22 protein-coding genes are annotated in these 24247 nt (G+C 43.6%); 14 read left to right on the top strand and 8 right to left on the bottom strand.

Translation table 11 applies throughout. The features are described 5' to 3' along the window. Positions 1 to 7 precede the first annotated feature (7 nt). Positions 8 to 1591, top strand: a complete 1584-nt coding sequence (bshC, locus tag HY064_03275) for a bacillithiol biosynthesis cysteine-adding enzyme BshC (GenBank protein MBI3509659.1) — start codon at positions 8 to 10, stop codon at positions 1589 to 1591. A gap of 131 nt (positions 1592 to 1722) precedes the next feature. On the opposite strand, the gene rplS is transcribed toward bshC, so the two are convergent. Beyond that, positions 1723 to 2106, bottom strand: a complete 384-nt coding sequence (gene rplS / locus HY064_03270; GenBank protein ID MBI3509658.1) for a 50S ribosomal protein L19 — start codon at positions 2104 to 2106, stop codon at positions 1723 to 1725. Positions 2107 to 2220: 114 nt separating this feature from the next. Beyond that, the gene (gene trmD / locus HY064_03265; protein ID MBI3509657.1) at positions 2221 to 2895 is read right to left on the bottom strand and encodes a tRNA (guanosine(37)-N1)-methyltransferase TrmD; all 675 of its coding nucleotides are present in this window, start codon (positions 2893 to 2895) and stop codon (positions 2221 to 2223) included. A 146-nt stretch (positions 2896 to 3041) separates the two neighbouring features. On the opposite strand from trmD, the gene bioB reads away from it, so the two are divergent. The 6 genes from bioB to HY064_03235 all read left to right on the top strand — a co-directional run bounded on the left by bioB (position 3042) and on the right by HY064_03235 (position 8713). Beyond that, positions 3042 to 4049: a biotin synthase BioB gene (bioB, locus tag HY064_03260; protein MBI3509656.1), complete on the top strand. Its 1008-nt coding sequence runs from the start codon at positions 3042 to 3044 to the stop codon at positions 4047 to 4049. A gap of 11 nt (positions 4050 to 4060) precedes the next feature. Beyond that, positions 4061 to 4798 (top strand): hypothetical protein, encoded by a 738-nt coding sequence (locus HY064_03255; protein MBI3509655.1) that lies wholly within the window; start codon positions 4061 to 4063, stop codon positions 4796 to 4798. A gap of 11 nt (positions 4799 to 4809) precedes the next feature. Continuing rightward, positions 4810 to 5937 (top strand): 8-amino-7-oxononanoate synthase, encoded by a 1128-nt coding sequence (locus HY064_03250; protein ID MBI3509654.1) that lies wholly within the window; start codon positions 4810 to 4812, stop codon positions 5935 to 5937. A gap of 65 nt (positions 5938 to 6002) precedes the next feature. Further along, the gene (bioD, locus tag HY064_03245; GenBank protein ID MBI3509653.1) at positions 6003 to 6617 is read left to right on the top strand and encodes a dethiobiotin synthase; all 615 of its coding nucleotides are present in this window, start codon (positions 6003 to 6005) and stop codon (positions 6615 to 6617) included. A 75-nt stretch (positions 6618 to 6692) separates the two neighbouring features. After that, positions 6693 to 7961 carry an adenosylmethionine--8-amino-7-oxononanoate transaminase gene (bioA, locus tag HY064_03240; protein ID MBI3509652.1) on the top strand — a complete coding sequence of 423 codons (1269 nt, stop codon included), beginning with the start codon at positions 6693 to 6695 and terminating at the stop codon, positions 7959 to 7961. Continuing rightward, positions 7961 to 8713, top strand: coding sequence for a queuosine precursor transporter (locus HY064_03235; protein ID MBI3509651.1), 753 nt, complete (start codon positions 7961 to 7963; stop codon positions 8711 to 8713). Before bioA ends, HY064_03235 begins: the two co-directional genes overlap by 1 nt. 15 nt (positions 8714 to 8728) lie before the next feature. Here HY064_03235 and xerD read toward each other — a convergent pair whose 3' ends face one another. The 4 genes from xerD to HY064_03215 form a co-directional block, all read right to left on the bottom strand. Continuing rightward, the gene (gene xerD, locus HY064_03230; protein MBI3509650.1) at positions 8729 to 9628 is read right to left on the bottom strand and encodes a site-specific tyrosine recombinase XerD; all 900 of its coding nucleotides are present in this window, start codon (positions 9626 to 9628) and stop codon (positions 8729 to 8731) included. Between the two features lie 115 nt (positions 9629 to 9743). Beyond that, positions 9744 to 10817, bottom strand: a complete 1074-nt coding sequence (locus HY064_03225) for a DUF4349 domain-containing protein (GenBank protein MBI3509649.1) — start codon at positions 10815 to 10817, stop codon at positions 9744 to 9746. Positions 10818 to 11001: 184 nt separating this feature from the next. Continuing rightward, positions 11002 to 11916 carry a hypothetical protein gene (locus HY064_03220; protein ID MBI3509648.1) on the bottom strand — a complete coding sequence of 305 codons (915 nt, stop codon included), beginning with the start codon at positions 11914 to 11916 and terminating at the stop codon, positions 11002 to 11004. Positions 11917 to 12009: 93 nt separating this feature from the next. Continuing rightward, complete coding sequence (locus tag HY064_03215; GenBank protein MBI3509647.1) at positions 12010 to 12357, bottom strand: 4Fe-4S dicluster domain-containing protein; 348 nt, start codon at positions 12355 to 12357, stop codon at positions 12010 to 12012. Positions 12358 to 12416: 59 nt separating this feature from the next. On the opposite strand from HY064_03215, the gene HY064_03210 reads away from it, so the two are divergent. From HY064_03210 to HY064_03200, 3 genes are all read left to right on the top strand, one after another. Next, positions 12417 to 13457: an acyl-CoA reductase gene (locus HY064_03210; GenBank protein MBI3509646.1), complete on the top strand. Its 1041-nt coding sequence runs from the start codon at positions 12417 to 12419 to the stop codon at positions 13455 to 13457. 90 nt (positions 13458 to 13547) lie between these two features. Further along, positions 13548 to 15944: a PKD domain-containing protein gene (locus HY064_03205; protein ID MBI3509645.1), complete on the top strand. Its 2397-nt coding sequence runs from the start codon at positions 13548 to 13550 to the stop codon at positions 15942 to 15944. A gap of 15 nt (positions 15945 to 15959) precedes the next feature. Beyond that, positions 15960 to 17006, top strand: a complete 1047-nt coding sequence (locus HY064_03200) for a PorP/SprF family type IX secretion system membrane protein (protein ID MBI3509644.1) — start codon at positions 15960 to 15962, stop codon at positions 17004 to 17006. Here the strand turns inward: HY064_03200 and HY064_03195 are convergent, their stop codons facing one another. Continuing rightward, on the bottom strand, positions 17007 to 17477 hold the full coding sequence (locus HY064_03195) for a hypothetical protein (protein ID MBI3509643.1): 471 nt from the start codon (positions 17475 to 17477) through the stop codon (positions 17007 to 17009). A gap of 99 nt (positions 17478 to 17576) precedes the next feature. Continuing rightward, the gene (locus HY064_03190; GenBank protein MBI3509642.1) at positions 17577 to 18992 is read right to left on the bottom strand and encodes a hypothetical protein; all 1416 of its coding nucleotides are present in this window, start codon (positions 18990 to 18992) and stop codon (positions 17577 to 17579) included. A gap of 108 nt (positions 18993 to 19100) precedes the next feature. On the opposite strand from HY064_03190, the gene HY064_03185 reads away from it, so the two are divergent. From HY064_03185 to lon, 4 genes are all read left to right on the top strand, one after another. Then, positions 19101 to 19880 (top strand): T9SS type A sorting domain-containing protein, encoded by a 780-nt coding sequence (locus HY064_03185; GenBank protein ID MBI3509641.1) that lies wholly within the window; start codon positions 19101 to 19103, stop codon positions 19878 to 19880. A 124-nt stretch (positions 19881 to 20004) separates the two neighbouring features. Continuing rightward, positions 20005 to 20256 carry a type B 50S ribosomal protein L31 gene (locus HY064_03180; protein MBI3509640.1) on the top strand — a complete coding sequence of 84 codons (252 nt, stop codon included), beginning with the start codon at positions 20005 to 20007 and terminating at the stop codon, positions 20254 to 20256. A 102-nt stretch (positions 20257 to 20358) separates the two neighbouring features. Continuing rightward, complete coding sequence (locus HY064_03175; GenBank protein ID MBI3509639.1) at positions 20359 to 21567, top strand: glucose-1-phosphate thymidylyltransferase; 1209 nt, start codon at positions 20359 to 20361, stop codon at positions 21565 to 21567. Between the two features lie 159 nt (positions 21568 to 21726). After that, a complete protein-coding gene (lon, locus tag HY064_03170; GenBank protein MBI3509638.1) occupies positions 21727 to 24240 on the top strand; it encodes an endopeptidase La in 2514 nt (837 codons plus the stop codon). The last annotated feature ends 7 nt before the right edge of the window (positions 24241 to 24247 follow it).

Genomic DNA, 24247 nt, shown 5'->3' with positions numbered 1-24247 from the left:
GTTCCGAATGAAATTCGATTCCCGCAGTATTCCGTTTGATCGCATCGGACAGTTCCCTGAACTTTTTCTTGATTATGTGAACGGGAATGAAAAGGTGAAGGATTTTTTTCTGCATTCCCCGGATCAAAACGGTTTCCGCAAAGCGGCTTCTTCCGTTTTATTCGATGATGAAAAAAGAAAAACACTTGTAGAAGTTGTTTCTGCACAATATGCATCGGCAGGAATTTCAAATGAGCTTCTGCTGAATAAACTCGCGCAGAAAAATACGTTTACAATTTGCACCGGCCACCAGCTTTGCCTTTTTACCGGGCCGCTTTATTTTATTTATAAAATAATTTCGGCGATCAGGTTGGCGGAAGAACTTTCTTCGGAAAATATTTCTGTTGTTCCGGTTTACTGGATGGCAAGTGAAGATCACGACTTTGCAGAAATTTCTTCAGTGAATCTCTTCGGGAAAAAACTGAAGTGGGAATTGGTTAGTGAAGGCGCTGTCGGAGAATTGAAAACTGATTCGCTGAAAAATGTGATCGAAGAACTTCGTGTGATCGTCGGAGATTCCGCTCATGCCGATGAACTGATGGAAATCTTTACGCGCGTCTATCGTGCGGGAAGGACACTCGCGCAGGCTACGTGCGAACTGGTGCACGAAATTTTTGAGGGAAGAGTTCTCGTCGTTGATGGAAATGATGCGCGTTTGAAAAAATATTTTGTTCCCGTGATGAAAGAGGAAATTGAATCGCAACACACAGGAAAAATGGTGAATGAAACGATGGATGCTTTGCGGAAGAAAGGTTACGGGATACAGGTGAACCCGAGAAACATAAATTTATTTTTCATGAAGCCGGGAATCCGGGAAAGAATTGAGGAGAAAGAGGGCAAGTTTATTTCTGTGAATGGAAAAATGAGTTTTACAAAATCGGAATTGGTGAATGAAATTGAAACTCACCCGGAAAATTTCAGCCCGAATGTAGTGTTGCGCCCGCTTTACCAGCAGATCATTCTGCCCAATATCGCTTACGTTGGAGGTCCCGGAGAAATTTCCTATTGGCTGGAATACCGGAAAATGTTTGAAGCCATGAATGTTTCATTCCCGGTTCTTGTTCCGCGGAATTTTATCCTGATTCTGGATTCATCTTCCATTGAGAAATGGGAAAAAGCCGGGCTTGAAGTGGAAAATATTTTTGATGAAGCTGAGCAAAGCATTTCATCTTTTGTGAAAAAAAATTCCGGCGAAGAAATTTCACTCGAAGATGAACGGATCCAGATCAAGCTTACTTACGATGCGTTACGGAAAAAGATCATTCAGCATGATGCCTCACTCGGGGGAGCAGCGGAAGCCGAGTTGCAGAAGCAGATGAAAGCGATCGATATGCTCGAAGGAAAAATGCTGCGCGCTGCAAAACAGAAAATGGAAACTTCGGTGAATCAGTTACGCAAGATCCGCGAGAAAGCATTGCCTGAAGGAAAATTGCAGGAACGTTTCGAGAATTTTATTCCTTACTATCTGAAATACGGCAAAAGATTTTTTTCTGAACTGGAGGAAAGTTTTGAAAATTCTGCGGAAGGGTTACAGTTATTAATTGCTGATTGATTTTTTTACCGGTTAATAATCCGTAAATCCGTCTCAATCCGTAATCTGTAGTGTCTGTAGCAAATCCGTAATCCTCCTTAACAAAAAAGTCCGAAATAAATTCCGGACTCTCTTCGTGTGTGTGTGTGAAATTATGCTTCTGCCGGAGTTTCTGTTTCCGTTTCTGTCATCTGGATCTTTTCCTGAATGCGGGCTTTCTTTCCGGTGAGATTGCGCAGATAATAAATTCTTGCGCGGCGAACCACTCCTTTTTTCTTCACTTCGATCTGCTCGATGTAAGGAGAATTCACAGGGAAAATACGTTCAACACCCACGCCGTTCGACATTTTGCGAACGGTGAAAGTTTCTACTGCACCTTGTCCGCGGCGCTGAATAACAACACCGGTATAATTCTGAACGCGTTCTTTATCGCCCTCTTTGATTTTATAATGAACGGTTACCGTATCGCCTCCTCTGAAATCGGGATGGTTTACTTTTACAACCAATTGCTTTTCAGCATATTGCAAGAGATTCATGACTGTAGTTTTTAGATTGTTTCGAAAATGGACGGCAAATATAGGTTTTTTTTACAAGTAATGATGCCAATTTCTATTCGGGGAAAAAGGAAACTTCAACTTTTCAATCACCAATCATCCGAGCAGATCCGGCCGTCTTTCTTTCGTCCTCTTTACCGATTCATCGTACCTCCACTTATTAATATTTTCTTCGTGTCCGGAGAGTAAAATGCCGGGAACTTTCCATCCTCTGAATTCAGCGGGACGAGTGTAAACCGGCGGCGCAATCAATCCGTCCTGGAAAGAATCAGATAAAGCAGAAGTTTCATCATTCAGAACGCCAGGGATCAAACGGATAATAGAATCTGCGAGAACAGCGGCAGCTAATTCTCCACCTGAAAGCACATAATTACCAATGGAAATTTCTTTTGTGATGAAATGTTCGCGCACGCGCTCGTCAACGCCCTTGTAATGCCCGCACAGGATGATGATATTTTTTTTTGTTGAAAAAGTATTCGCCATTTTCTGATCCAGTATTTCTCCATCGGGCGACATATAAATTATTTCATCGTAGCTGCGTTTATTTTTCAGATCCTCAATGCACGCTGCTATCGGTTCTATTTTCATTACCATTCCGGCTCCTCCGCCGAATGCATAATCGTCCACCGATTTGTATTTGTCTGTTGCATAATCACGCAGATTGATGAGGTGAACTTCCGCGATTTTTTTTGCCTGTGCACGCTGCAGAATGGAATGTTCAAACGGACTTTTAAGAAGATCAGGCACAACAGAAATAATATCGATTCGCATAATGAAAATGATTGAAGTTATTCACCGGTAAATAAAAGAAATATCTTCTTCCGATGCTGAATCAAATTTAAGACTCCATGCTTAATAAGTACCTTTGGAACCCATGTCAAACCGAAGTCAATTTTCTTATCTTTGGTAATCTCACAATGAGCCCAATACGGCATAACTGGACTCCGGCAGAATTACTTAAGCTTTATCATACTCCGCTTTTGGAATTGGTATATAAAGCCGCAACTGTTCACCGGGAATTTTTCGATCCACAAGAGGTCCAGGTCAGTTCATTGCTTTCGATCAAAACCGGTGGTTGCAGTGAAGATTGCGGTTACTGTCCTCAATCTGCAAAATATAATACCGAAGTAAAAGTTCAGAAGATCCTTCCGGTGAATGAAGTGATCACTGCGAGTAAAAATGCAAAAGCCGGAGGTGCATCGCGCATGTGTTTGGGCGCTGCGTGGCGCGAGGTTCGCGACAATAAAGATTTTGACAGTGTGCTCGAAATGGTGAAGGCGATCAATAATGAAGGAATGGAAGTGTGTTGCACATTGGGAATGCTCACGGAGGAACAGGCACAGAAACTCGCGCAGGCGGGCGTGTATGCCTACAATCATAATCTCGATACATCGGAAGAATTTTATAACGATATCATCACCACGCGCACTTTTGATGATCGTTTGAAAACACTCAGGCATGTGCGCAAAGCGGGAATGACCATTTGTTCAGGCGGAATTATTGGAATGGGAGAGCGTATCGAAGATCGTCTCGGAATGCTGAGAACACTGAGCGGACTTAATCCTCATCCGGAATCTGTTCCTATTAATGCGCTGGTTCCTGTTGCAGGAACTCCGCTCGAAGATCAAAAACCGGTTTCCTCCTGGGAAATGATCCGTATGGTAGCGACGACAAGAATTGTAATGCCACGTTCTGTTGTTCGTTTATCTGCAGGAAGAATGCAGATGAATGAAGAAACGCAGGCGTTTTGTTTTCTCGCCGGAGCGAATTCAATTTTCGCCGGAGATAAATTATTGACCACGCCGAATCCTGCGTTCAGCGAAGACCAACAATTGCTCGAAACGCTCGGATTATTTTCACGCGAAGCTTTCAAGTATCGAAAAAATAAATCAATGACTGAATCAGAAGTTACCGCTAACAACTGAAAAAAAATATTTTGAAAAAGAAATTACTTACCACTTTTATTTTCTCTCTTGGCCTGTTCGCATGTGTGCACGCGCAGTTTCACATGAACTGGTACACGGAACCGAGCATGAATAAAGAGAAGTATTTTCTTTCTGTTGGCTATGGTGTAGGAAAAGCATATTGGTATTCCGATCTTTCCAAATCATCCATCTATGACAAGCAGGGAGCACAGATTGAATCAGGATCTTTCAAATTCCGTGCGAACAATGCCACCACTTTCTACGATGTGAATGTACTTTGCCCGGTTCAGAATTTCCGTCTCGGACTCGGAATGAATTTTGAGAAATTCTATCTCACAAAACTGGAACTGAAATCTACTATTACTACCAGCAAAGTAGTATTGTACGACGAGAGTTTCCGTTTCGATAAGATTTTTGCACAATTCGAATTTCCTTTCTGGCCCGAAGCCCGCTCCAAATTTTCATTGAGCGCCAATGGAAGATTCGGATTTTTCAGTTTCAATAATGTGGACCGCATCAATCTCTTCGGTGCCGATGCTCTTGCAAACAGTATGTTCATCACGCTGAGCCCCGTTGGCGATATACAGATTTATCCCGGGGTTTTTCTTTTCATTCAACCCATGGGAGAATATAAATATTTCAAGAATCCTGCTGTGGATCCGGGCGGAGTGGTCATACATAATATTTTTACGTATAGTGGAATGATCGGCATTCGAATCGATCCTTCCATGTCCGATCCCTACAAGTGAGAACACAGAAGATCGCGCCGGTTGAAGAACGCATTGTTGCTGCGCTCGATGAACGCCGGAAAACAAATTCCCTCCGCAAATTAATTCCTTTCGATCACTCTCTTATTGATTTTTCTTCCAATGATTATCTCGGCTTGGCACGTTCGGCTGAATTCAGAAATTACGTGGAAGAAAAAGGAAAGTCACTTGGTTCCGCACAACTTTTCGGTTCTGGCGGATCGCGTCTTCTTTCCGGAGATTCTGAGTTCATAGAAAAAACCGAGAATTTTTTCGCGCAACATTTCAGGTCAGGATCAGGATTGATCTTCAATTCTGGATTCGCAGCCAACTGTGGTATATTCGGATGTGTTCCGCAAAAAGGAGATACCGTACTTTATGATGAGTTGATACACGCTTCTGTCCGTGATGGAATCCGCCTCTCGAATGCAAGGGCGTGGAGTTTCCGGCATAATGATGTTGATCATCTTCGTGAATTGATGGATCGTGCCGAGGGAAATATTTTTGTTGCTGTAGAATCTTTTTATTCGATGGACGGCGATTCTTGCCCACTGGAAGAAATGGTGGAATTGTGTGAAGAAAAAAATGCGTCACTGATCCTTGATGAAGCGCACAGCACGGGATTAGCAGGAAAAAACGGCGAAGGACTTGCCGTCGAAACAGGATTGCATGAAAAAATATTTGCGCGGCTTTACACCTTCGGAAAAGCAATGGGATGTCATGGTGCGTTCGTTGCATGCTCCACGGTTTTGCGTGAATACCTGGTCAACTTTTCGAGGCCTTTCATTTTTACAACTGCATTGCCCGTTCATGATATTCATGTGATGCGATGTGCTGTTGAATTTGTTTCAGCTCAATCGGAATTGCGCGATCTCCTCCGAAAAAATATTTTTCATTTCAGCGAAGAAGCATCACGCTGTTTTCCTGGCCATGTGCGATCCGGTTCGGCAATTCAGAGTATGATCATTCCGGGAAATGAAAATGTAAAAGCGGTGATGGAAAAATGCCGTGAAAAAAAACTCGATGTGCGCGCCATTCTTTCCCCGACGGTCGCAGAAGGAAAAGAACGGCTCCGCATCATTCTTCATAGTTTCAACTCAAAAGAAGATATCGGCCTGCTTATTCAGCATCTTTCCGCGTAAAATGTAAAGTTGACAGAAACAAATCTATTTACGACATTTACTGACTCACACCTGTTTCCCCGTTTATGAAGAGAATTTTTGTTACTGGAATCGGCACCGATGTTGGGAAGACAGTTGTTTCATCCATTCTTTGTGAAGCGCTCCAGGCAGATTACTGGAAACCCATTCAAACAGGAAGTTATTTTTCTACGGATGCTGATAAAATCAGGAAATACATTTCGAATACAAAGACGGTAATTCACCCGGAAAGTTATGTGCTCAAGCAATACATGTCTCCGCACGCCGCTGCTGAACTCGAAGGGCTTCGCATTTCATTGGAAAATATAAATCCGCCTCAAACATCCAATCACCTCATTATCGAAGGAGCAGGCGGCATCATGGTGCCGTTGAATGATAAAGAGTTCATCGTGGACATCATTAAAAAAGTAAATGCAGAAGTAGTGCTCGTCATCCAGAATTATCTCGGAAGTATCAATCATTCTTTACTCTCCATTGATGCACTCCGCTTCCGGAATATTCCTGTGCTCGGACTTGTATTTAACGGCGCACCGCACAAACTCTCAGAAGAGATTGTACTTTCCTACAGCAATCTGAAATTCCTCGGCCGGATCAATAAGGAAGCGGTGATCAACAAAGAAGTGGTGTCGAGATACGCGAAACAGTTCAGTGATAATTTGTAATTCAATTCAAAATTCTGATCTCTTGAAAAAAATATTTTCATGGATCTTGAATATTTAAATCCTGAATTTTGAATCATGGCGAAGACGATCTCCGAACGCGATAAAAATTCAGTCTGGCATCCTTTCACTCCTCAATTGTCGAATGAGGCGATCACGATCGTGAGAGGAGATGGCGCATTGCTTTTCGATGAGAATGGAAATTCGTACGTAGATGCGATCTCGTCGTGGTGGGTGAATGTACACGGACACGCGCACGCGCATATAGCGAAAAAAATTTCTGAGCAGGCGAATATTCTTGAGCATTCTCTTTTTTCCGGTTTCACTCACAAGCCAGGCGTAGAACTGGCGGAAAAATTATTGTCGCAGTTTCCGCAAATGAAAAAAGTTTTTTATTCTGATGATGGTTCTACTTCTGTTGAGGTAGCGTTGAAAATGGCTTTGCAATACTGGCGCAATAAAGGAAAAGCGAAAACAAAGATCATCGCTTTTGAAAATGGATACCATGGCGATACGTTCGGCAGCATGTCTGTAGGCGCCCGCACTATTTTTACGAATGCTTTTGAAGAATTGCTTTTCGATGTTATTGCTATTCCTGTTCCGGTGAAAGGAAATGAGAAAAGAAGTATTGATGCGCTGAAAAATTATATGGATGAAAATACAGCGGCATTTATTTTCGAACCGATGATACAGGGAGCAGGAGGAATGGTGATGTACGATGCATCTGCACTCGATGAATTAGTGTGGAGATGCATGGAGAAGAATATCATCACCATTGCAGATGAAGTGATGACGGGTTTCGGGAGAACCGGAAAAATGTTCGCCACTGATCACTGCGAAACAAAACCGGATATTATTTGTCTTTCAAAAGGACTTACCGGTGGATTTCTTCCGCTCGGAGCAACTTTATGCACGGAAGAAATTCATTCCGCATTTCGCACTGATGATAAATCAAAAACTTTTTTTCACGGACATTCCTACACGGGCAACCCGCTCGCATGTACGGCCGCGCTTGCGTCGCTGGAAATTTTTGAAAAAGAAAATACACTGAAACGGGTAGGGGAGATCGCTGCTGTTTTTTCGGAATGGGTAAAGGAATTTTCTGTTCATCCGGAAATAATTTCAGCAAGAAGTTGCGGCGCTGTTTTCGCTCTTGAATTGAAAACGGAAGGAAAGACGGAATACCTGAATCCTATTGCAGAAAAAGTAAATGAATTTTTTCCGAAGCAGGGGATCATTCTTCGGCCATTGGGAAATGTGATCTACGTGTTGCCGCCGTATTGCATTACGGATGAGCAACTCGGAAATATTATTGGGGCCATCCGCGGATTTTTAACTTTGAACTGATGGACCGGAGAACAAAACTTCTTATTATTCTTTTCGCAATTTTTCTCACGAGCGCGATCACTGCCGAACTCGTGAGTTCTAAATTATTTGTTGCGCATATTCACATCGGTTCATTCGAGATCGGGTCTTTCGTTTCCATCATCGGAATCATTCCCTGGCCGGTTGTTTTTCTTGTGACGGATACGATCAATGAATTTTACGGGCCTAAAGTTCTGCGGAGTGTTTCTTTTCTCACTGCTTTCATGATCGCATTGTGTTTTGTCATCGTTTACATTGCTATGCTGCCGCATGCATTTGTTCCGCCGCCACCTGCGAACGCCGGCCCGCACTGGAAACCGAATGTTGCGAATGACGAGCAGTTCAATCGTGTATTCGGACAATCGCAATGGATCATTGCCGGCAGCATCACTGCATTTATCATTGGCCAGTTGGTCGATTCATTTGTATTCTGGTTTTTCCGGAAACGCACAGGAGGAAAAATGATTTGGCTCCGCTCAACAGGTTCCACCGTTATCTCGCAGCTCGTCGATTCTTTTGTTGTGCTTTACATTGCATTTGTTATTCCCGGAACATTTTCCATGTCGCAATTCTGGTCAGTAGGAATTACAAATTATTTTTTCAAATTGATGATCGCTATCGGGCTTACGCCTCTCATTTATCTTGGCCACTGGATGGTGGAAAAATATCTCGGGAACGATGCGCACTTTATAGAAGAAAAAGTTGCGGAAGAAGCGTTGAATGAAAAAATATGATTCCAAAAAAATAAATTAGTTTCTCGGATGAAATTTAATTATTTGTTCACGGAGAAATGTGCGGTCGAGGTGCGTGTAAATTTCAGTGGTAGTTATGGATTCATGTCCAAGCATTTCCTGCACCGCGCGCAGATCGGCGCCGCCTTCGACAAGATGTGTGGCGAATGAATGCCGGAAAGTGTGCGGAGAAATTATTTTTTTTATTCCGGCGCTTGCTGCAAGAATTTTGATAATGGTGAAGATCATTACGCGCGTGAGTCGTTTTCCATTGCGGTTGAGGAACAGGATGTCTTCTTCTCCTTTTTTTATTTTTATGTGAACTCTCGATCGGCCAAGATATAGCTTGATATGTTTTACAGCGTGTCTTCCAATTGGAACCAGCCGTTCTTTATTTCCTTTTCCAGTTACACGCACATAACCTTCCTTTAGAAAAAGATCCGACACATGCAGGTTCACCAGTTCCGTAACACGTAGCCCGCAACTGTAAAGCGTTTCGACGATGGCACGATTGCGTTCCCCTTCTTTTTTACTCCGGTCCACCGCATCAATTATTTTTCCGATCTCCGCTGCCGATAAAACATCCGGAAGTTTTCTTGCAATTCTCGGGGCATCCACGAGGTCGGTTGGATCTTCCTGAACCATATTTTCAAGAAGCAGGTAACTGTAAAATGTGCGGAGTCCGGAAAGTATGCGGGACTGGGAAGTAGCTTGCATGCCGAGCTCATTTATCCACTTCAGAAATTCAGCGATATGTTCCGTTTTGATTTCCGAAGGCGAAGCAGAAATTTTCCTGTATTCGAGAAACTGCACGAGTTTATTCACATCATGCAGGTAACTCTCAATGGAATTCGGCGAAAGCGAACGTTCCAGCTTGAGATAATTTTTAAATCCGCCGATTTCAGATTTCCACGACATTAATTCAAAGATTCAAAAATTATTTACTTAAGAATAAATTTTTCAAAACTTTTAAAATGACTTCTTATCAATCTTTGAATTATTGAATTATTGTCCCGATAAATATCGGGATGAATTACTTCGCAGATCTTTTCCTGTTCAGTAGATACTTCAATCCGAAGAAGAACGCCGCTCCGAATATCCACACCGGCCATAAGATCACGATCGCGGTAATGAAAACCTGCAGGCCTTTCCATCCGCCGCCAAACGATTCACCGATACGGTTTCCGAATGATGGCTCATAAGCATCCACCGTTTTTTCACGTTTGATGAGATCCTGTCGAACGGTTTCCGGCTGATAAATATTCAGCGTGACCGTGCTGTAATCGATGCGATCCTGCATGCGGAGATTTTCTACCAGAGAATTATCGGAATTTTCCTGCTGTTGCAATAAAGCATCTTCCGCCGATTGCACATCCGGAAGTTTCGATCCTTTATTGTCGATGTCACTTGCAAGGCGTGCATTGTAATTTGAAATTCTTTTCTGCGCAAGATCATTCGCCAGCAGATCGAGTGTAATATCGTTCGTATTCACATTGCGGTAATCGAGATAATCTACCAGTGGCACGAGCGATCTCAGCAGCGAATCCAGTTTTCGATAAGGAACGCGGAGTGTGACCTGGTTACTCACGACATAATGAATGGTCTGCAAAGAAGAATCGGCGCTCACGGGAATAATCGTATTGCTGGTCATTTCACTCTGCAATTTCGTGTCGGCAACATAGCCGCCGAAATGTGTGGTAATGTCTTCCACGTCGTAAGTTGCATTTGCCACATCTTTCGCGCGGAATTTTATATCTGCAGTGCGGATGAAACGATGCGTGCTGTCGAGTTTGTTTACGCGCGCAGCAGACGTGGTGAAGTATGCTTTGAAATTATTTTCATCAGCAATTCCGCTATTGATAATGTTTTGCTGCTGATCGGAAGGTTTATTTGAAATTTCCGTTTGGTCGGTATACATAGTACTTCTGTCCTTGCCATTTTGTGTTTGAAATACATTGTTCTTATAAGGAACGAAGCGATTTGTTTTCGAAGAAGAATCCAATTTTACATTTACGCCGGAAACATTTCTGTTCGGTGAATGATCGCCTTCTCCGCAGGAAAAAATGAACAGGGAGAAAAAGGCCAAAGGAAGGAGCGCGGTTTTCATGGTATAGCGTTTTTAAGTTTGTAAGGACGATGAAGTACAAACGCTCATTCCATAAATTGTGTTTTGTTTGATTGATAAAACTTGTTAACGCAACGCGCGCATGCCCGCGCTCGGGGAACGAATTGCGAATGGAATATCCGAATTACTGATGAAGAAATTCTTAAGCACTGCCTGCTGCTTACTGTCAATGCGGATTCTGATCTCCCTGCGGCGCGTGATAATGATCGTCCTCTTTTGATTTCGGATTTTCAACTTTCACTCCGTCCACCTCCAGCCATTTTCCTTTTTTCCACACAAAAGAATCGTATGTGAATGATTGGCTATAGTATTGATACATTCCCTGTGCATTGTCCACTTCCGGCGCCAGATGATCGTACACGATACGATTATTATCATCTTCCCAGTGAAGAGTCATGATCAGTTCCGCCCTGAATTCAAAGATCACGCGCTTGCACGAGCGCTTCCCGCGCGAAAAAATATTTTTCTCACCGAAAATAGGTTCACCCTCTTTTCCAAACGTAACCACTTCAATTATTTTTTTCCAGGTGAGCGGAGTGTTGCCATCCCATGCAAGAAGCGTGTAATAATTTTTTTTATGGTCTTTGGTGAGAATGATCTTGTAATAAAGAGCCCCGTACCATTTGTCGGCAGATAGTGTAGAAAGTTCCGGGTTCCTGATCTCATCAGAATGGTCAGCAAGTTCGTAAAGTGTGAATGTCTTTTTTTTCTTCGAGCCATGTTTGTTTTCGGTGATCTTCGCATCATTCACAAGCATGAAACAGAAATAAGAATGCGTTCCGTCGTCCTTGGGAAGATTCCAGTTGAAAATCCGGAATGCGTTATCAGGAGCAGTAAGCCGCGCAATGAAAGGAAGAGAATCGAAAGGATAATCGAAAGCCCCCTCGCTGTTGAGCGCCTGCCGCATGAAGCCCAGGAATTTTTCATTCGCAGGAAATTTATCCTTATCAAACCCTGTGAAGATTTTCGGGCCGTATTTCTGCAATGAATCTTCCAGCGCAATAAGATTTTTATTCTCCGATGGTTTGGAAAAAACAAGGAAGGGTAAAAAAACAAATACAGCAAACAGGAGACGTTTCATGCTAAATATTTAACGAACAACCGGGACAAATAGTGCATTCAATAAAAATGCCACCCTGTTTTTTTGCGAATGGCATTGGAGAAAATTAACATTTTACAAATGAAGCCATTGTTTTTTTGCAAGCAATTCTTCAGGTGTTTCCCGGTGATCCTCATCATCCACACAACAATCCACGGGACACACAGCTGCACATTGCGGCTCATCGTGAAATCCTTTACACTCGGTGCATTTGTCCGGAACAATGTAATAGAGATCCATTGAAACGGGCGTTTGTGCGCTGTCTGCATCTGCATTCGTTCCGTTTTTGGAAGTGACCATTCCTTTCAGTGATGTACCGTCTGCGAATCTCCACTCGGCGCCGCCTTCATAAATAGCATTATTCGGACACTCCGGTTCGCACGCCCCGCAATTAATACATTCATCTGTTATTTTAATAGCCATATTAAATGCGCTCTTTGTAGTTTTGCTCACTACAAAATTAATTAAAAAGAAGGCACAGCATGCGGCAGCGGATCGGTTCAATTGACCAATGGAGTTCGGCGGTAAAGAACGTGATGGAGCAAAATACGGCTACTCCGGCGCAGAAAAAATTGTTGTCGCTCGCAGAAAATTATCACCAGATAAACGGATGGTTCACGAAAGAGAATATTCTTCACCGGCTTAATTGCATCGCAACTTGTTTGAAAAAGGAAACGATAGAAAAATGGCTGAAGAATTATTCAGGGAATGAAAATATTCCGTCGAAAAATATTGTGGTGATCCTTGCCGGGAATATTCCATTCGCCGGTTTTGATGACCTGCTTTGTGTGCTGTTGAGCGGAAATATTTTCACCGGGAAATTATCTTCCAATGATAAAATTCTTTTGCCGGCTCTCGTTGAATTGCTTGCGGAGATCGATCCGTCGCTTGCTGCGAAGATCAGTTTCACCGAAAAAAAAATTTCTTCCGCCGATGCAGTCATTGCTACGGGAAGCAACAATTCTTCCCGCTACTTCGAACATTATTTTTCGGAATATCCGCATATCATCCGCAGGAACAGGAATGGAATTGCAGTGCTGAATGGGAATGAAACAGAAACCGAACTCCAACTGCTGGGTGAAGATGTTTTCAGGTATTTCGGTTTGGGTTGCAGAAGTGTTTCCAAAATTTTTGTTCCGGAAGAATACGATTTTTCATTGTTCTTTGAATCGATCGTTGATCGGGGAGAAGCGATGATGGCTTGCAGCAAATACATGAATAATTATGATTACCACAAAACGATCTACCTGCTCAACAATGAAAAACTCCTCGACAATAATTTTCTTGTCCTGAAAAATGATATCGGAATTTCTTCCCCTGCCGGTGTATTGTTCTACGAAAATTATTCTTCGTTCCCTGAACTTGAAAAAAAACTGGGAGCCGGTCGCGAACTGATCCAATGCATCGTTTCCGGTTCACTTACGGGATTGGCGACTATTCCGTTCGGTACTGCGCAGCAAACACTTCCCTGGAATTATGCCGATGATGTGGACGTGATGGATTTTTTATTAAAACTTCATTGAGGATTTATATATTTTTCCTATTTTGGAGGAGGCAAATCAATGAATATGGGGCACGGTTACTTTTGTTTTTTAAGAAGGTTAGTATGTGTGATGTTTTTATCCGCATGCTTCGGAAAAACTTCAGCACAGGTTTTCTGGACAGAGGATTTCGCAACCGGCTGCAACCAAAATCAAAACGTAGCATCGTACACCGGAGTTAACGGGGCATGGACAATGTCTCTTCCTTCTGCCAATGGAACTTCTGCCAATGACTGGTTCATCAGTGCAACGGAAGCAGGAATGGGAATCGGAAATTGTGGTGATGGTTGTTTGAATAATGCAGCATTAACGAACCGGACACTTCACGTGGGCAGCGCTCCCGTGGGATTTCCTTGCGCAACCGGTGATTGTGGAGCAGCTTATTATGTTGGGCCATCCGCCGGTGCAGCTATTACCGATAAGCGAGCCGAGTCTCCAACTATAAATTGCACAGGGCAAAATAATATTACGATGGCATTTGCTTATATGGAAAGCGGACAGATTCCGACAGATGAAGCAACGGTGTGGTATTTTGATGGAGTAAGCTGGGCTCAGATTGCAGTGCCAACTGCGACGAATAATGCAGGGTGTGCGGGCCAGGGAAAATGGACTGCGTTTTCAGTTGCGCTTCCTGCTTCGGCAAATAATAATGCGAATGTAAAAATTGGTTTTCGCTGGGTAAATAATGATGATGGAGCAGGTAATGATCCTTCTTTCGCCGCTGATGATATTACTTTATCTGCTGCCGCTGCGGGTCCTCCTGTTGCTGCTTTCACTGCAAGTTCAACCAACGTTTGCGTGGGACAAGCTGTGAATTTTACGGACAATTCTACCGGCGCTCCAACAAGTTGGGCGTGGACTTTTCCTTCGGGAACTCCGCCTTCTTCTACTTTGCAGAATCCTTCCGGAATTACATGGGCGGCTGCAGGAACTTATACTGTTACACTCACAGCAACAAATTCGAATGGAAGTAATTCTACTACGCAGGTCATCACGGTGAACGGACTTCCTACAATTACTGCAAGTGCATTTCCTTCTACAATTTGTGTGGGGCAACAATCAACACTTACCGGTGGAGGCGGATCAACTTATTTGTGGAACCCGGGAGCAATTCCAGGATCACCCGTGAATGTTTCTCCTGCAGCAACTACAACTTATACTGTAACGGGAACAAGTGCAGCAGGATGTTCAAACACCGCTACTGTTACAGTAACAGTTCAGCCGTGCAATGTTCCGCAGGTAAATTTTATTGCGAGCGATTCTTCCATTTGCGTTGGCGATTGCATCAATTTCACGGACCAAAGTACCAACACACCAACTTCGTGGAGCTGGACATTCAGCGGTGCGGTAACTGCAACTTCCACTGCGCAGAATCCAACCAGCATCTGTTACAACTCGCCCGGAACTTTTGCTGTTACACTTATCGCTACGAATTCAAACGGAAACGGATCATTGACAAAAACAGGTTACATCGTTGTGAATCCTGCACCGACAGCAAATGCAGGAACTAATGCTACAATTTGTACGGGTCAATCAACAACACTCATTGGTTCCGGTGGAACTTCTTATAACTGGCAACCGGGTAATGGCAGCACAGCAAATTTTTTCGTCACGCCCGCGAGCACGACTACCTACACGCTCACGGTGACGGACGCGAACGGATGCACAGGAACAGATTTTGTTACGATCACGGTGAACACGTGCAGTGTTCCTACTGCAGCGCTCACGATCAGCAATGCGAATATCTGCGAAGGAACGTGCATTAATTTCACGGATAATTCTGCCGGAACACCTACGAGCTGGAACTGGAGTTTTCCCGGTGCAACACCTGCTTCTTCCACTGTGCAGAATCCAACCGGAATTTGTTACAACACACCGGGAAATTATAATGTCACGCTCATTGTAACAAATGCATTCGGAAGTGATACCCTTACGATGGTAAATGCGGTTAGTGTTGGAACACAACCTACGGTGAATGCCGGAGCTTATGTAACTATTGCCATTGGAAATTCTACGCAGCTCAGTGCGACAGGTGGAGCAGGAAGTTATTCGTGGAGTCCGCCTACAGGATTGAGTGATGCCAACATTCCGAATCCTGTTGCGAGTCCTACAGTTACTACAACATACACCGTTACTTTCACAGATGCGAATGGATGTACAGCAACAGATACGGTGACCGTGAATGTGGAAGTTGCCTATGCTATTTTTATTCCTACTGCATTTTCTCCGAATGGCGATGGATCGAACGATGTGTTGTATGTGCGCGGTGCCGGAATAAAGTTGCTCGATTTCGTGGTGTATGATCGTTTCGGCGAAAAAGTTTTTGAAAGTATGAAGATCGATGACGGTTGGGATGGAAGTTTCAGGGGAGAGCCAATGAATTCAGGAATTTATGTTTACTATGTAAAAGCCGATTTTTACAATAACACGAGCCAGGTTTTAAAAGGAGATGTTTCACTCGTCAGATAAAACAGGAATGGGAAAATGAAAAAAATATTTATGTTCATCGCATTTTCTTTTTCCGGCGGAATATTATTCTCGCAGGATCTTCATTATTCCATGTACACGATGGCGCCGCTTACGTTAAACCCGGCGTTGTGCGGAAATTTTACCGGCGATATGAGAGTGATCAATAATTATCGTACCCAATGGAACACGATATCCAAACCTTACACCACCTATTCATTCGGAATTGACGCCCCGTTGCCGAAGAAGGACAAGAAAAAATCCAGCCCTGATTTTTTTGCAGTGGGTTTCAATGTGAATGTGGACAAAGCAGGAAGCACGAGTCTGAAGAATAATCTGTTCAATGGAATTTTTTCCTACAACAAATCGTTTGACGGAACAGGCGCATCATTTTTTTCATTCGGATTCCAGATTGGCGCAGTGCAGCGCAGCATCATGATGAACGGACAGAAATGGGACACGCAATGGGACAATGTGAATTTTGTTTATGATCCAACTGCACCTAACGGAGAAACACTTACGCCGAACGATCATTATCTCTTTTTCGATTACGGAACAGGAGTTGCGTTCACTACGGTGAAGAATGCACGTTTTAAAATGAGTACGGGACTTTCCGTTTCTCACCTGAGTAAACCGGAAATAGATTTTATCGGTTCGAAAGATAAATTGTATATGAAATTTGCTGCACACTGGAATGCCGAGATCGCGCTCGGTGAAAATTCAAACGCATGGCTTATTCCTTCGTTACTTTTTGTGCGGCAGGGCCCGGCCATGATGATCAACGCAGGATTAGGAGTGAAATATCAATTAACGGAGCGTTCGCACTACACGAATTATCAGTCGGCAAAATTTCTTTCTATTGGAGGAATGTATCGCCTGGGCGATGCAGCTTCCGGATACATCCGGTTGGATATCGGCCCTGTTGGAGCTGCATTCAATTATGATATGAATGTTTCGCAATTGACAGTGGCAAGCCGCGGGATCGGCGCTCTTGAATTCATGCTCATTTACACGGGCATCTATCATGACGTGAATACGCGCGATGCGAGCAGGAGTTTCTTCTGATCATTTCATAAAGTTCTTCCAGTAATTTTCATCCTGGTCAAGCATGTCGTCCTTGTTAACGATACGCCCGTTTTTTGTTTTGATCAGCGTAACGGATGAATAAAGCAATTCCAGTTTTTCTATGGAAGCATCCCAATCCGTTTGTGACGCACAAAGCGGCAGAACAGAATCATTCACCGGCATATTGGTACTGATGAAAGCAGAATATTCTGAACGGGGAATATGAATGAAAAGGCGGTTGATGTGATCCAGTTTTTTTGCCACCTGTTCGCGCGATCCTTTTTTGCACACCATGATGAAATAATGCGTTGCCTGCGGAATACTGTCACCGAAATTATCTTCGAGATAATGTTTCAATAAAAGTGTGTTGTGATCGGGCGAAGGACTGGTGGCTTCTGAATTCTCGCAGGAAGAATAAAGTGTTGCAGCCAGAACGAAGAATGAAATGAGAAGAGGAAAAATAAACCGCATGAAATTATTTTTCCGCAAACTTATTCTTCATTCCGGATGAAGTCGGTTTTAATCATTTGAAAATGATTTTTTTTTGCTACCGGGAAAGAATTCCGGATTTTACTGCCCTTCCAGCGCTCCCGCATCCGGGTTGCCGGAAATATTTCTCGGCATATTATCAAGATCATTCGGAAATAAAAGTCCAACAGCCGGATCGCCTATGTTGCGCGCTGCAGAACCGGCATCAATGTGCATATCACTTATCGTCACATCATGGAATGCAGGATTCAGATTGTAAATATTATTCTGCCAGTGATTAAGGTCCGACACGTTGAGGTTTGTGCGCACAAGACAATGAGAAAATAAATAATTGAACTGGTGGCCGGGAATAACTGTGGAATCCAAACCGATCTCATTATCGAGCGGACCGTAAATAATACAATTCAGAAAATCGGCTTGGGTAAGATCGCGCGGAACAACAGTAGTTTCATCAATGTGAATTGCATTATTCAGCACCACGCAGGGTGAAGTTCGTGAAGTGATGTCCCAGTAATTTCCGAAAGTGCAATGACTCATTTTACATTTTCCTCCGAATGCAATTGCAAATTCATAATCGGCGCAATTCGTGATCTGCACATTGTATCCTTCTATCCACGTTCCGGCTTCACCGAAAATTCCATAGTCGGCCATGTTGCGGATCTTTGTATTGGAAATGGTGAGTGTAGGATTCGGCGAATTTCCCAATGTATCGCAAAGAATTCCTGTGCTTGAATTTTTTATCACCGCCCAATCGATCACATTATTCACACTTCCGCCCGAGAGCCAGATGAATCCCCATTGGCCCGGCTCTTCCTCATAATCAGCTTCCAGGCGATCGCCTTGCACCGTAACAGGATTTCCAAAAGCTCCGAGTATTTTCAAACTCGCACACGAATCCACAGCGAGAATTCCATTCTTGTGCACGTACACGCGCGTACCCGGCTGCATGGTGAGCGAACAACAGGAAGGAACAATGGCCCAATCGTAGATCACGTGTGGTTTATCATTCGTCCAGGTTTCATTGCAATTCAGCGTTTCCCTATAATGAAAATAGGCGTCCTGTCCCACCGCATTCAACACTACTTTCTGATCATTGCCATTTGTTTGAAAAATAATTGAATCTTCCACCATCAACGGTGAATTGGAATTATTCGGATCGATAGTCACATCTACAAAAACATACATGCTGTCACCACCGCGGATCTCAATATCGCCAGTGGAAATACAAGGTGTGCCATCAACATTCATACGAAAAAAAGAGGTGGATCCTCCTGCCATTCTTATTGAGGAAATTTTTATCGATTTGCGATTGTTGTTGTGAACGATGAAATGCCTGGTGGCAGAACCTACAGTAGTGAAAACGGTATCGAACACGATCGTGTCCTCGGAGAATTCCAGTTTCGCATCGGAGTTCGTGTCAATAGGATCTCTGCGGCATCCTGTTCCGAGTGAAAGAAGAAAAAAGATGAAGAAAACTGCAGTGAAAAAATGCCGCATGCGGTAAAGTTACTGAATCGCTTTTAAGACGTGTTTCCCATTGAATTATTGTTCGGGGTGAACGGAAATCACTAAATTAGTATTGGCTATTCACTAAAAATCCCACTTATGAAAAAAATCTACCTGCTTTTTCTCGGAGTTGCTTTGCCCTTTTTTATCAGCGCGCAATGCTTCACACAAATTCAATTCACCAACATCCTTTGCAATGGAATGTGTACGGGTTCTGCCACTGCATTCCCGGTCGGCACTTCTCCATACACTTATCTGTGGTCGCCAGGCGGAATGACCACCCAAAACGTAACGGGACTTTGTGCCGGCGGCTATACCGTAACAGTCGTTGATGCTGTCGGATGCACTTCTACTGCAAGTTGTACTATAACACAACCTCCTGTTCTTTCTGTTTTTGCCACAACCATGCCCGCAAGCTGCAGTTCCTGCTGCGATGGAACCGGTGCCGCCACAGCTTCAGGAGGAACACCGCCCTATACCTACATGTGGTCTCCTTCAGGAGGAACGGGGCCGAATGCCACGGGGCTTTGCGTGGGAAACTATACAGTTTGTGTTACCGACGCCAATGGTTGCACCGCTTGCCAGATGGTTACCGTAGCATTCACCGCCGGTATGAATGTCAATAATGCGGTCACAAATTTTGATCTGTTCCCCGATCCGGCAGAAAATAATTTCACAGCCACAGCAGAATTTTCTTCACCAACAGAATCACTGATCGTGATCACGGATCAGCTTGGACAAACTGTAATGACCAGAAATATTTCTTCATCCGCAGAATTGAAGGAGAATATTGATGTATCAGGTTTGGCGGGCGGCATTTATTTCGTGACGCTGAAAACTGAAAACGGAACTTCGATCAACAAATTAATAAAAAACTAATAAGTAATTGTTTTTCAATTATTTATACCATATTAATAATTTGGTTTCTGTCGAACTTTTGCAACAAACGCAACAATTTCTATCTTTGTCGCCCCGTACGTGATACGGAAATAAAAACAAAGTCATGAAAGAAGGAATCCATCCGGAAAATTATCGCTTCGTTGTGTTCAAGGACATGTCGAACGATTACACGTTTCTCACACGTTCAACTGCTGAAACAAAAGATACCATCGTTTGGGAAGACGGGAAAGAATATCCTGTTGTAAAACTCGAGATCTCGAATACATCACATCCTTTCTATACCGGAAAGATGAAACTGGTGGATACTGCCGGCCGCATCGACAAATTCCGCAGCCGGTACGAGAAAAAGAAGTAACATTCTTTCTCAATTTATTACCGTCCCTCCGCACTGAGCGGGGGGATTTTTTTTGAACTTTGAAAAAACAATCCTTTCCCGAAATTCCGATTTATGCCCTCGCTGAAAATTATTCTTTTTGATGATGATTTCCGTTCTCATCTTCAACCGCTTTCCACCACGAGGCCGGTTGCCGATTTCCGCGTAGGAATATTTACGATTCGTGAAAAATGGGAAAAATGGCTGCAGGCGGGATCCTCAACTTCTACGGCAGATCATCTCGAAAAATTTCAATGGAAATTTTCGCCCGATCCTTCCCTTCAGAATATCTGGATCAATTCGCGCGTGCTTCCTTCGCCTGAACTGGTAGTGGAAATTCTTGCATTGAAACAAAAAGAAGCGATCGTAAAAGGAGAAACCGTCATCGCACTCAACAATGGTAATTCCACGGATCGAATTCGCATTGCAGCGAAAGATCATCTCGATGAAAATGTAAGTGTAAGACGAACAGATTCGCCCTGTATCATCATTCACCGGCTTCACGATATTTTTTCTCACAACGGGAAAGCAATTCTTCAGGATATAGAATTAATGCGCGGCATGCACAGCGAAAAAATCTCATCTACCAATCGTGTTATCGGAACACATGCTGTGCTTGCCGGAAAAAATGTAAACGCAGAGTGCTGTATTTTCAATACCACGAACGGGCCGATCTTCATTGGAGAAAACGCAGAGATCATGGAAGGTTCGCTCTTGCGCGGGCCGCTTGCCATAGGAAATAATGTGGTCATAAAAATGGGAACAAGAATTTACGGCGACACTACAATAGGAAACAGTTGCAAAGTGGGAGGAGAAATATCGAACTCTGTTTTTTTCGGGAACAGTAACAAAGCGCATGAAGGGTTCATTGGCAACAGCGTGATCGGGGAATGGTGCAACCTTGGCGCCGACACGAATTGTTCCAATCTGAAAAATAATTACGGAAATATTTCTGTTTACAATTATGCGATCAGCGGATTGGAAGATACGGGCATGCAGTTTCATGGACTCATCATGGGCGATCATTCGAGATGCGGCATCAATACCATGTTCAACACAGGAACTGTTGTTGGTGTTTGCTCGAATGTTTTCGGCGGCGGTTTCCCGCAAAAATTCATTCCCGATTTTAGTTGGGGAGGAATGGAAGGATTCACCGATTATGAACCGGAAAAATCTTTTGAATCCATTGCGCGTATGCGTGCGCGGAGGAAAATGGAACTTACTGCCGGGGAAAAAGAAATGCTTCGCGAAGTTTTCAGAAGTACTGCTTCACTCCGAAAAAAACAACATTGAGTTTTTTTTTTGACATTAAGTCATGTATTTGCGCATGGCACAGGAGTTGACGATTGAAATGGAGAGTAAGTGCTGATAGTGATTTTTCATTGGTAAAATAAGAACCCGGAAAGCAAATAAGATCAGCACATTTAATTTCTCTGACAAAATGACCATCCTATGAACAACCGTATATTTTTTGAAGACATTCACATGAACAACCTGGCAGATGATGAAACGGAATTCATCCCGCTGATGAGTCCGGAAGATGAAGAGCAGATGAACAGTGAGACTTTGCCCGAAGAAATTGCAATACTTCCCTTGCGAAATACGGTTTTGTTTCCCGGTGTGGTCATCCCGATAACGGTGGGCCGCGATAAATCTATTCGCCTTATCAAAGATGCTTACAAGGGAAATAAAACGATCGGTGTTGTTGCGCAGAAAAATGATGCAGTGGAAGATCCGGGAATTGAAGATCTCAATAAAGTGGGAACGGTTGCCTTCATCATAAAAATGTTGCGCATGCCCGATGGAAATACCACGGTGATCATGCAGGGAAAACGCCGCTTCGTCATTGGAGAAGCGATTCAAACGGCGCCTTACCTGAAAGCAAAGATCACTCCGCTCATTGAATTGCTTCCGAAGAAAAATGATTCTGAGTTCAGCGCCATCATTGGTTCAGTGAAAGATACCGCCTCGCGCATCATCCGTCTTAATCCGCATATTCCGCAGGAAGCGAATGTTGCATTGAAAAATATAGAGAGCACATCTTTCCTTATCAATTTTATTTCTTCCAATCTCAATGCAACGGTAAAAGAAAAACAGGAAGTGCTGGAGATGGCCGATCTCAAAAGATGCGCAACACAGGTGCTCACTTTGCTGACGAAAGAAATGCAGATGCTGGAACTGAAAAACCAGATCCAGTCGAAAGTGAAAGTGGATATTGATAAACAGCAGCGGGAATATTTCCTGCAGCAACAGATGAAAACCATCCAGGAAGAACTCGGCGGTTCGCCAATGGAACAGGAACTGAAAGAGATCCACGAACGCGCAAAAAATAAAAAGTGGAGCAAGGAAGTAGGCGATGTTTTCCAGAAAGAACTTTCCAAACTCGAACGCATGAATCCGAATGCGGCGGAACATTCCGTGCAGATGAATTATCTCGAATTGCTGCTTGATATTCCGTGGAATGAATACACACAAGATTCATTTGATCTCAGAAAAGCACAGCAGATACTTGACCGCGATCATTTCGGAATGGAAAAAGTAAAAGAAAGAATTCTCGAACACCTCGCGGTTCTTAAACTGAAAGGAAATATGAAGGCGCCTATTCTCTGTCTTTATGGGCCTCCCGGCGTTGGAAAAACTTCATTGGGAAAATCTATTGCGGAAGCGCTCGGAAGAAAATATGTGCGCATGTCGCTCGGCGGACTCAAAGATGAATCGGAGATCCGCGGACACCGTAAAACTTACATCGGCGCACTTCCGGGCCGGATCATGCAGAACATAAAAAAAGCGGCAAGTGCGAATCCTGTTTTCGTTCTCGATGAACTAGATAAAGTGGGCAACGACTGGCATGGAGATCCTTCTTCTGCATTGCTGGAAGTACTCGACCCGGAACAGAACCATACTTTTTACGACAATTATATTGAACTCGATTTTGATCTTTCGAAAGTGATGTTCATCGCTACTGCAAATTCGCTTTCAACAATTCAACCTGCATTACGCGATCGTCTCGAGATCATTGAAGTTCCGGGTTACACCACGGAAGAAAAACTTGAGATAGCGCGCCATCATCTTATTCCGAAACAACTCGAAGAACACGGCGTGAAAAAAAGCCAGATCGCTTTTTCCAATTCCATTCTCGAATACATCATTGAAAATTATACGCGCGAGTCGGGTGTGCGCGCCATGGAAAAACAAATAGGGAAAATGGTTCGTTATGCGGCGAAGAATATTGCGATGGAGAATTCTTATAAGAACAAACCTGCGATCGATGATCTGCAGAAAATTCTCGGGCCTGCGCATGAGAAAGACCGTTACCAGGGAAATGATGTGGCAGGAGTGGTAACAGGGCTCGCGTGGACGCCCGTAGGCGGAGATATTCTTTTCATTGAAACTTCGCTAAGCAAAGGAAAAGGAAAATTCACCTTGACAGGAAATCTCGGTGAGGTGATGAAAGAATCGGCGGTGATCGCGCTCGAGTACCTGCGTGCGCACGGAGAACTTTTCGGGATTGACACAGAATTATTCGATCACTGGAATGTTCACATTCACGTGCCCGAAGGAGCAACACCGAAAGACGGGCCGAGTGCAGGGATCGCCATGCTTACCGCAATTGCATCGGCATTCACACAACGCAAAGTGAAAAAAAATCTCGCGATGACCGGTGAAATTACTTTACGCGGGCGCGTGCTCGCGGTGGGAGGCATACGTGAAAAAATTCTTGCAGCAAAACGCGCAGGAATAAAAGAAGTCATTCTCTGTGAAGAGAACCGGAAAGATGTGGAAGAGATAAAAGCAGAATATTTAAAAGGGCTGAGCGTGCATTACGTGGAAAGAATGATCGAGGTGCTGCAATATGCTTTGCTAAAAGAGAAAGTGAAAAATCCGCTCGATCTGAAATTGCCTCCCGCAAGGACGAGCCGTTCGGACGGGGAAGAGAAGGAATCGAATCTGAAGAGCGTGGAGTGAATTTCTT

This window comes from Bacteroidota bacterium (assembly GCA_016194975.1).
GTDB lineage: Bacteria > Bacteroidota > Bacteroidia > Palsa-965 > Palsa-965.
The sequence above is the reverse complement of the archived record's forward strand: the minus strand, read 5'-3'. Positions and strand labels throughout refer to the sequence as shown.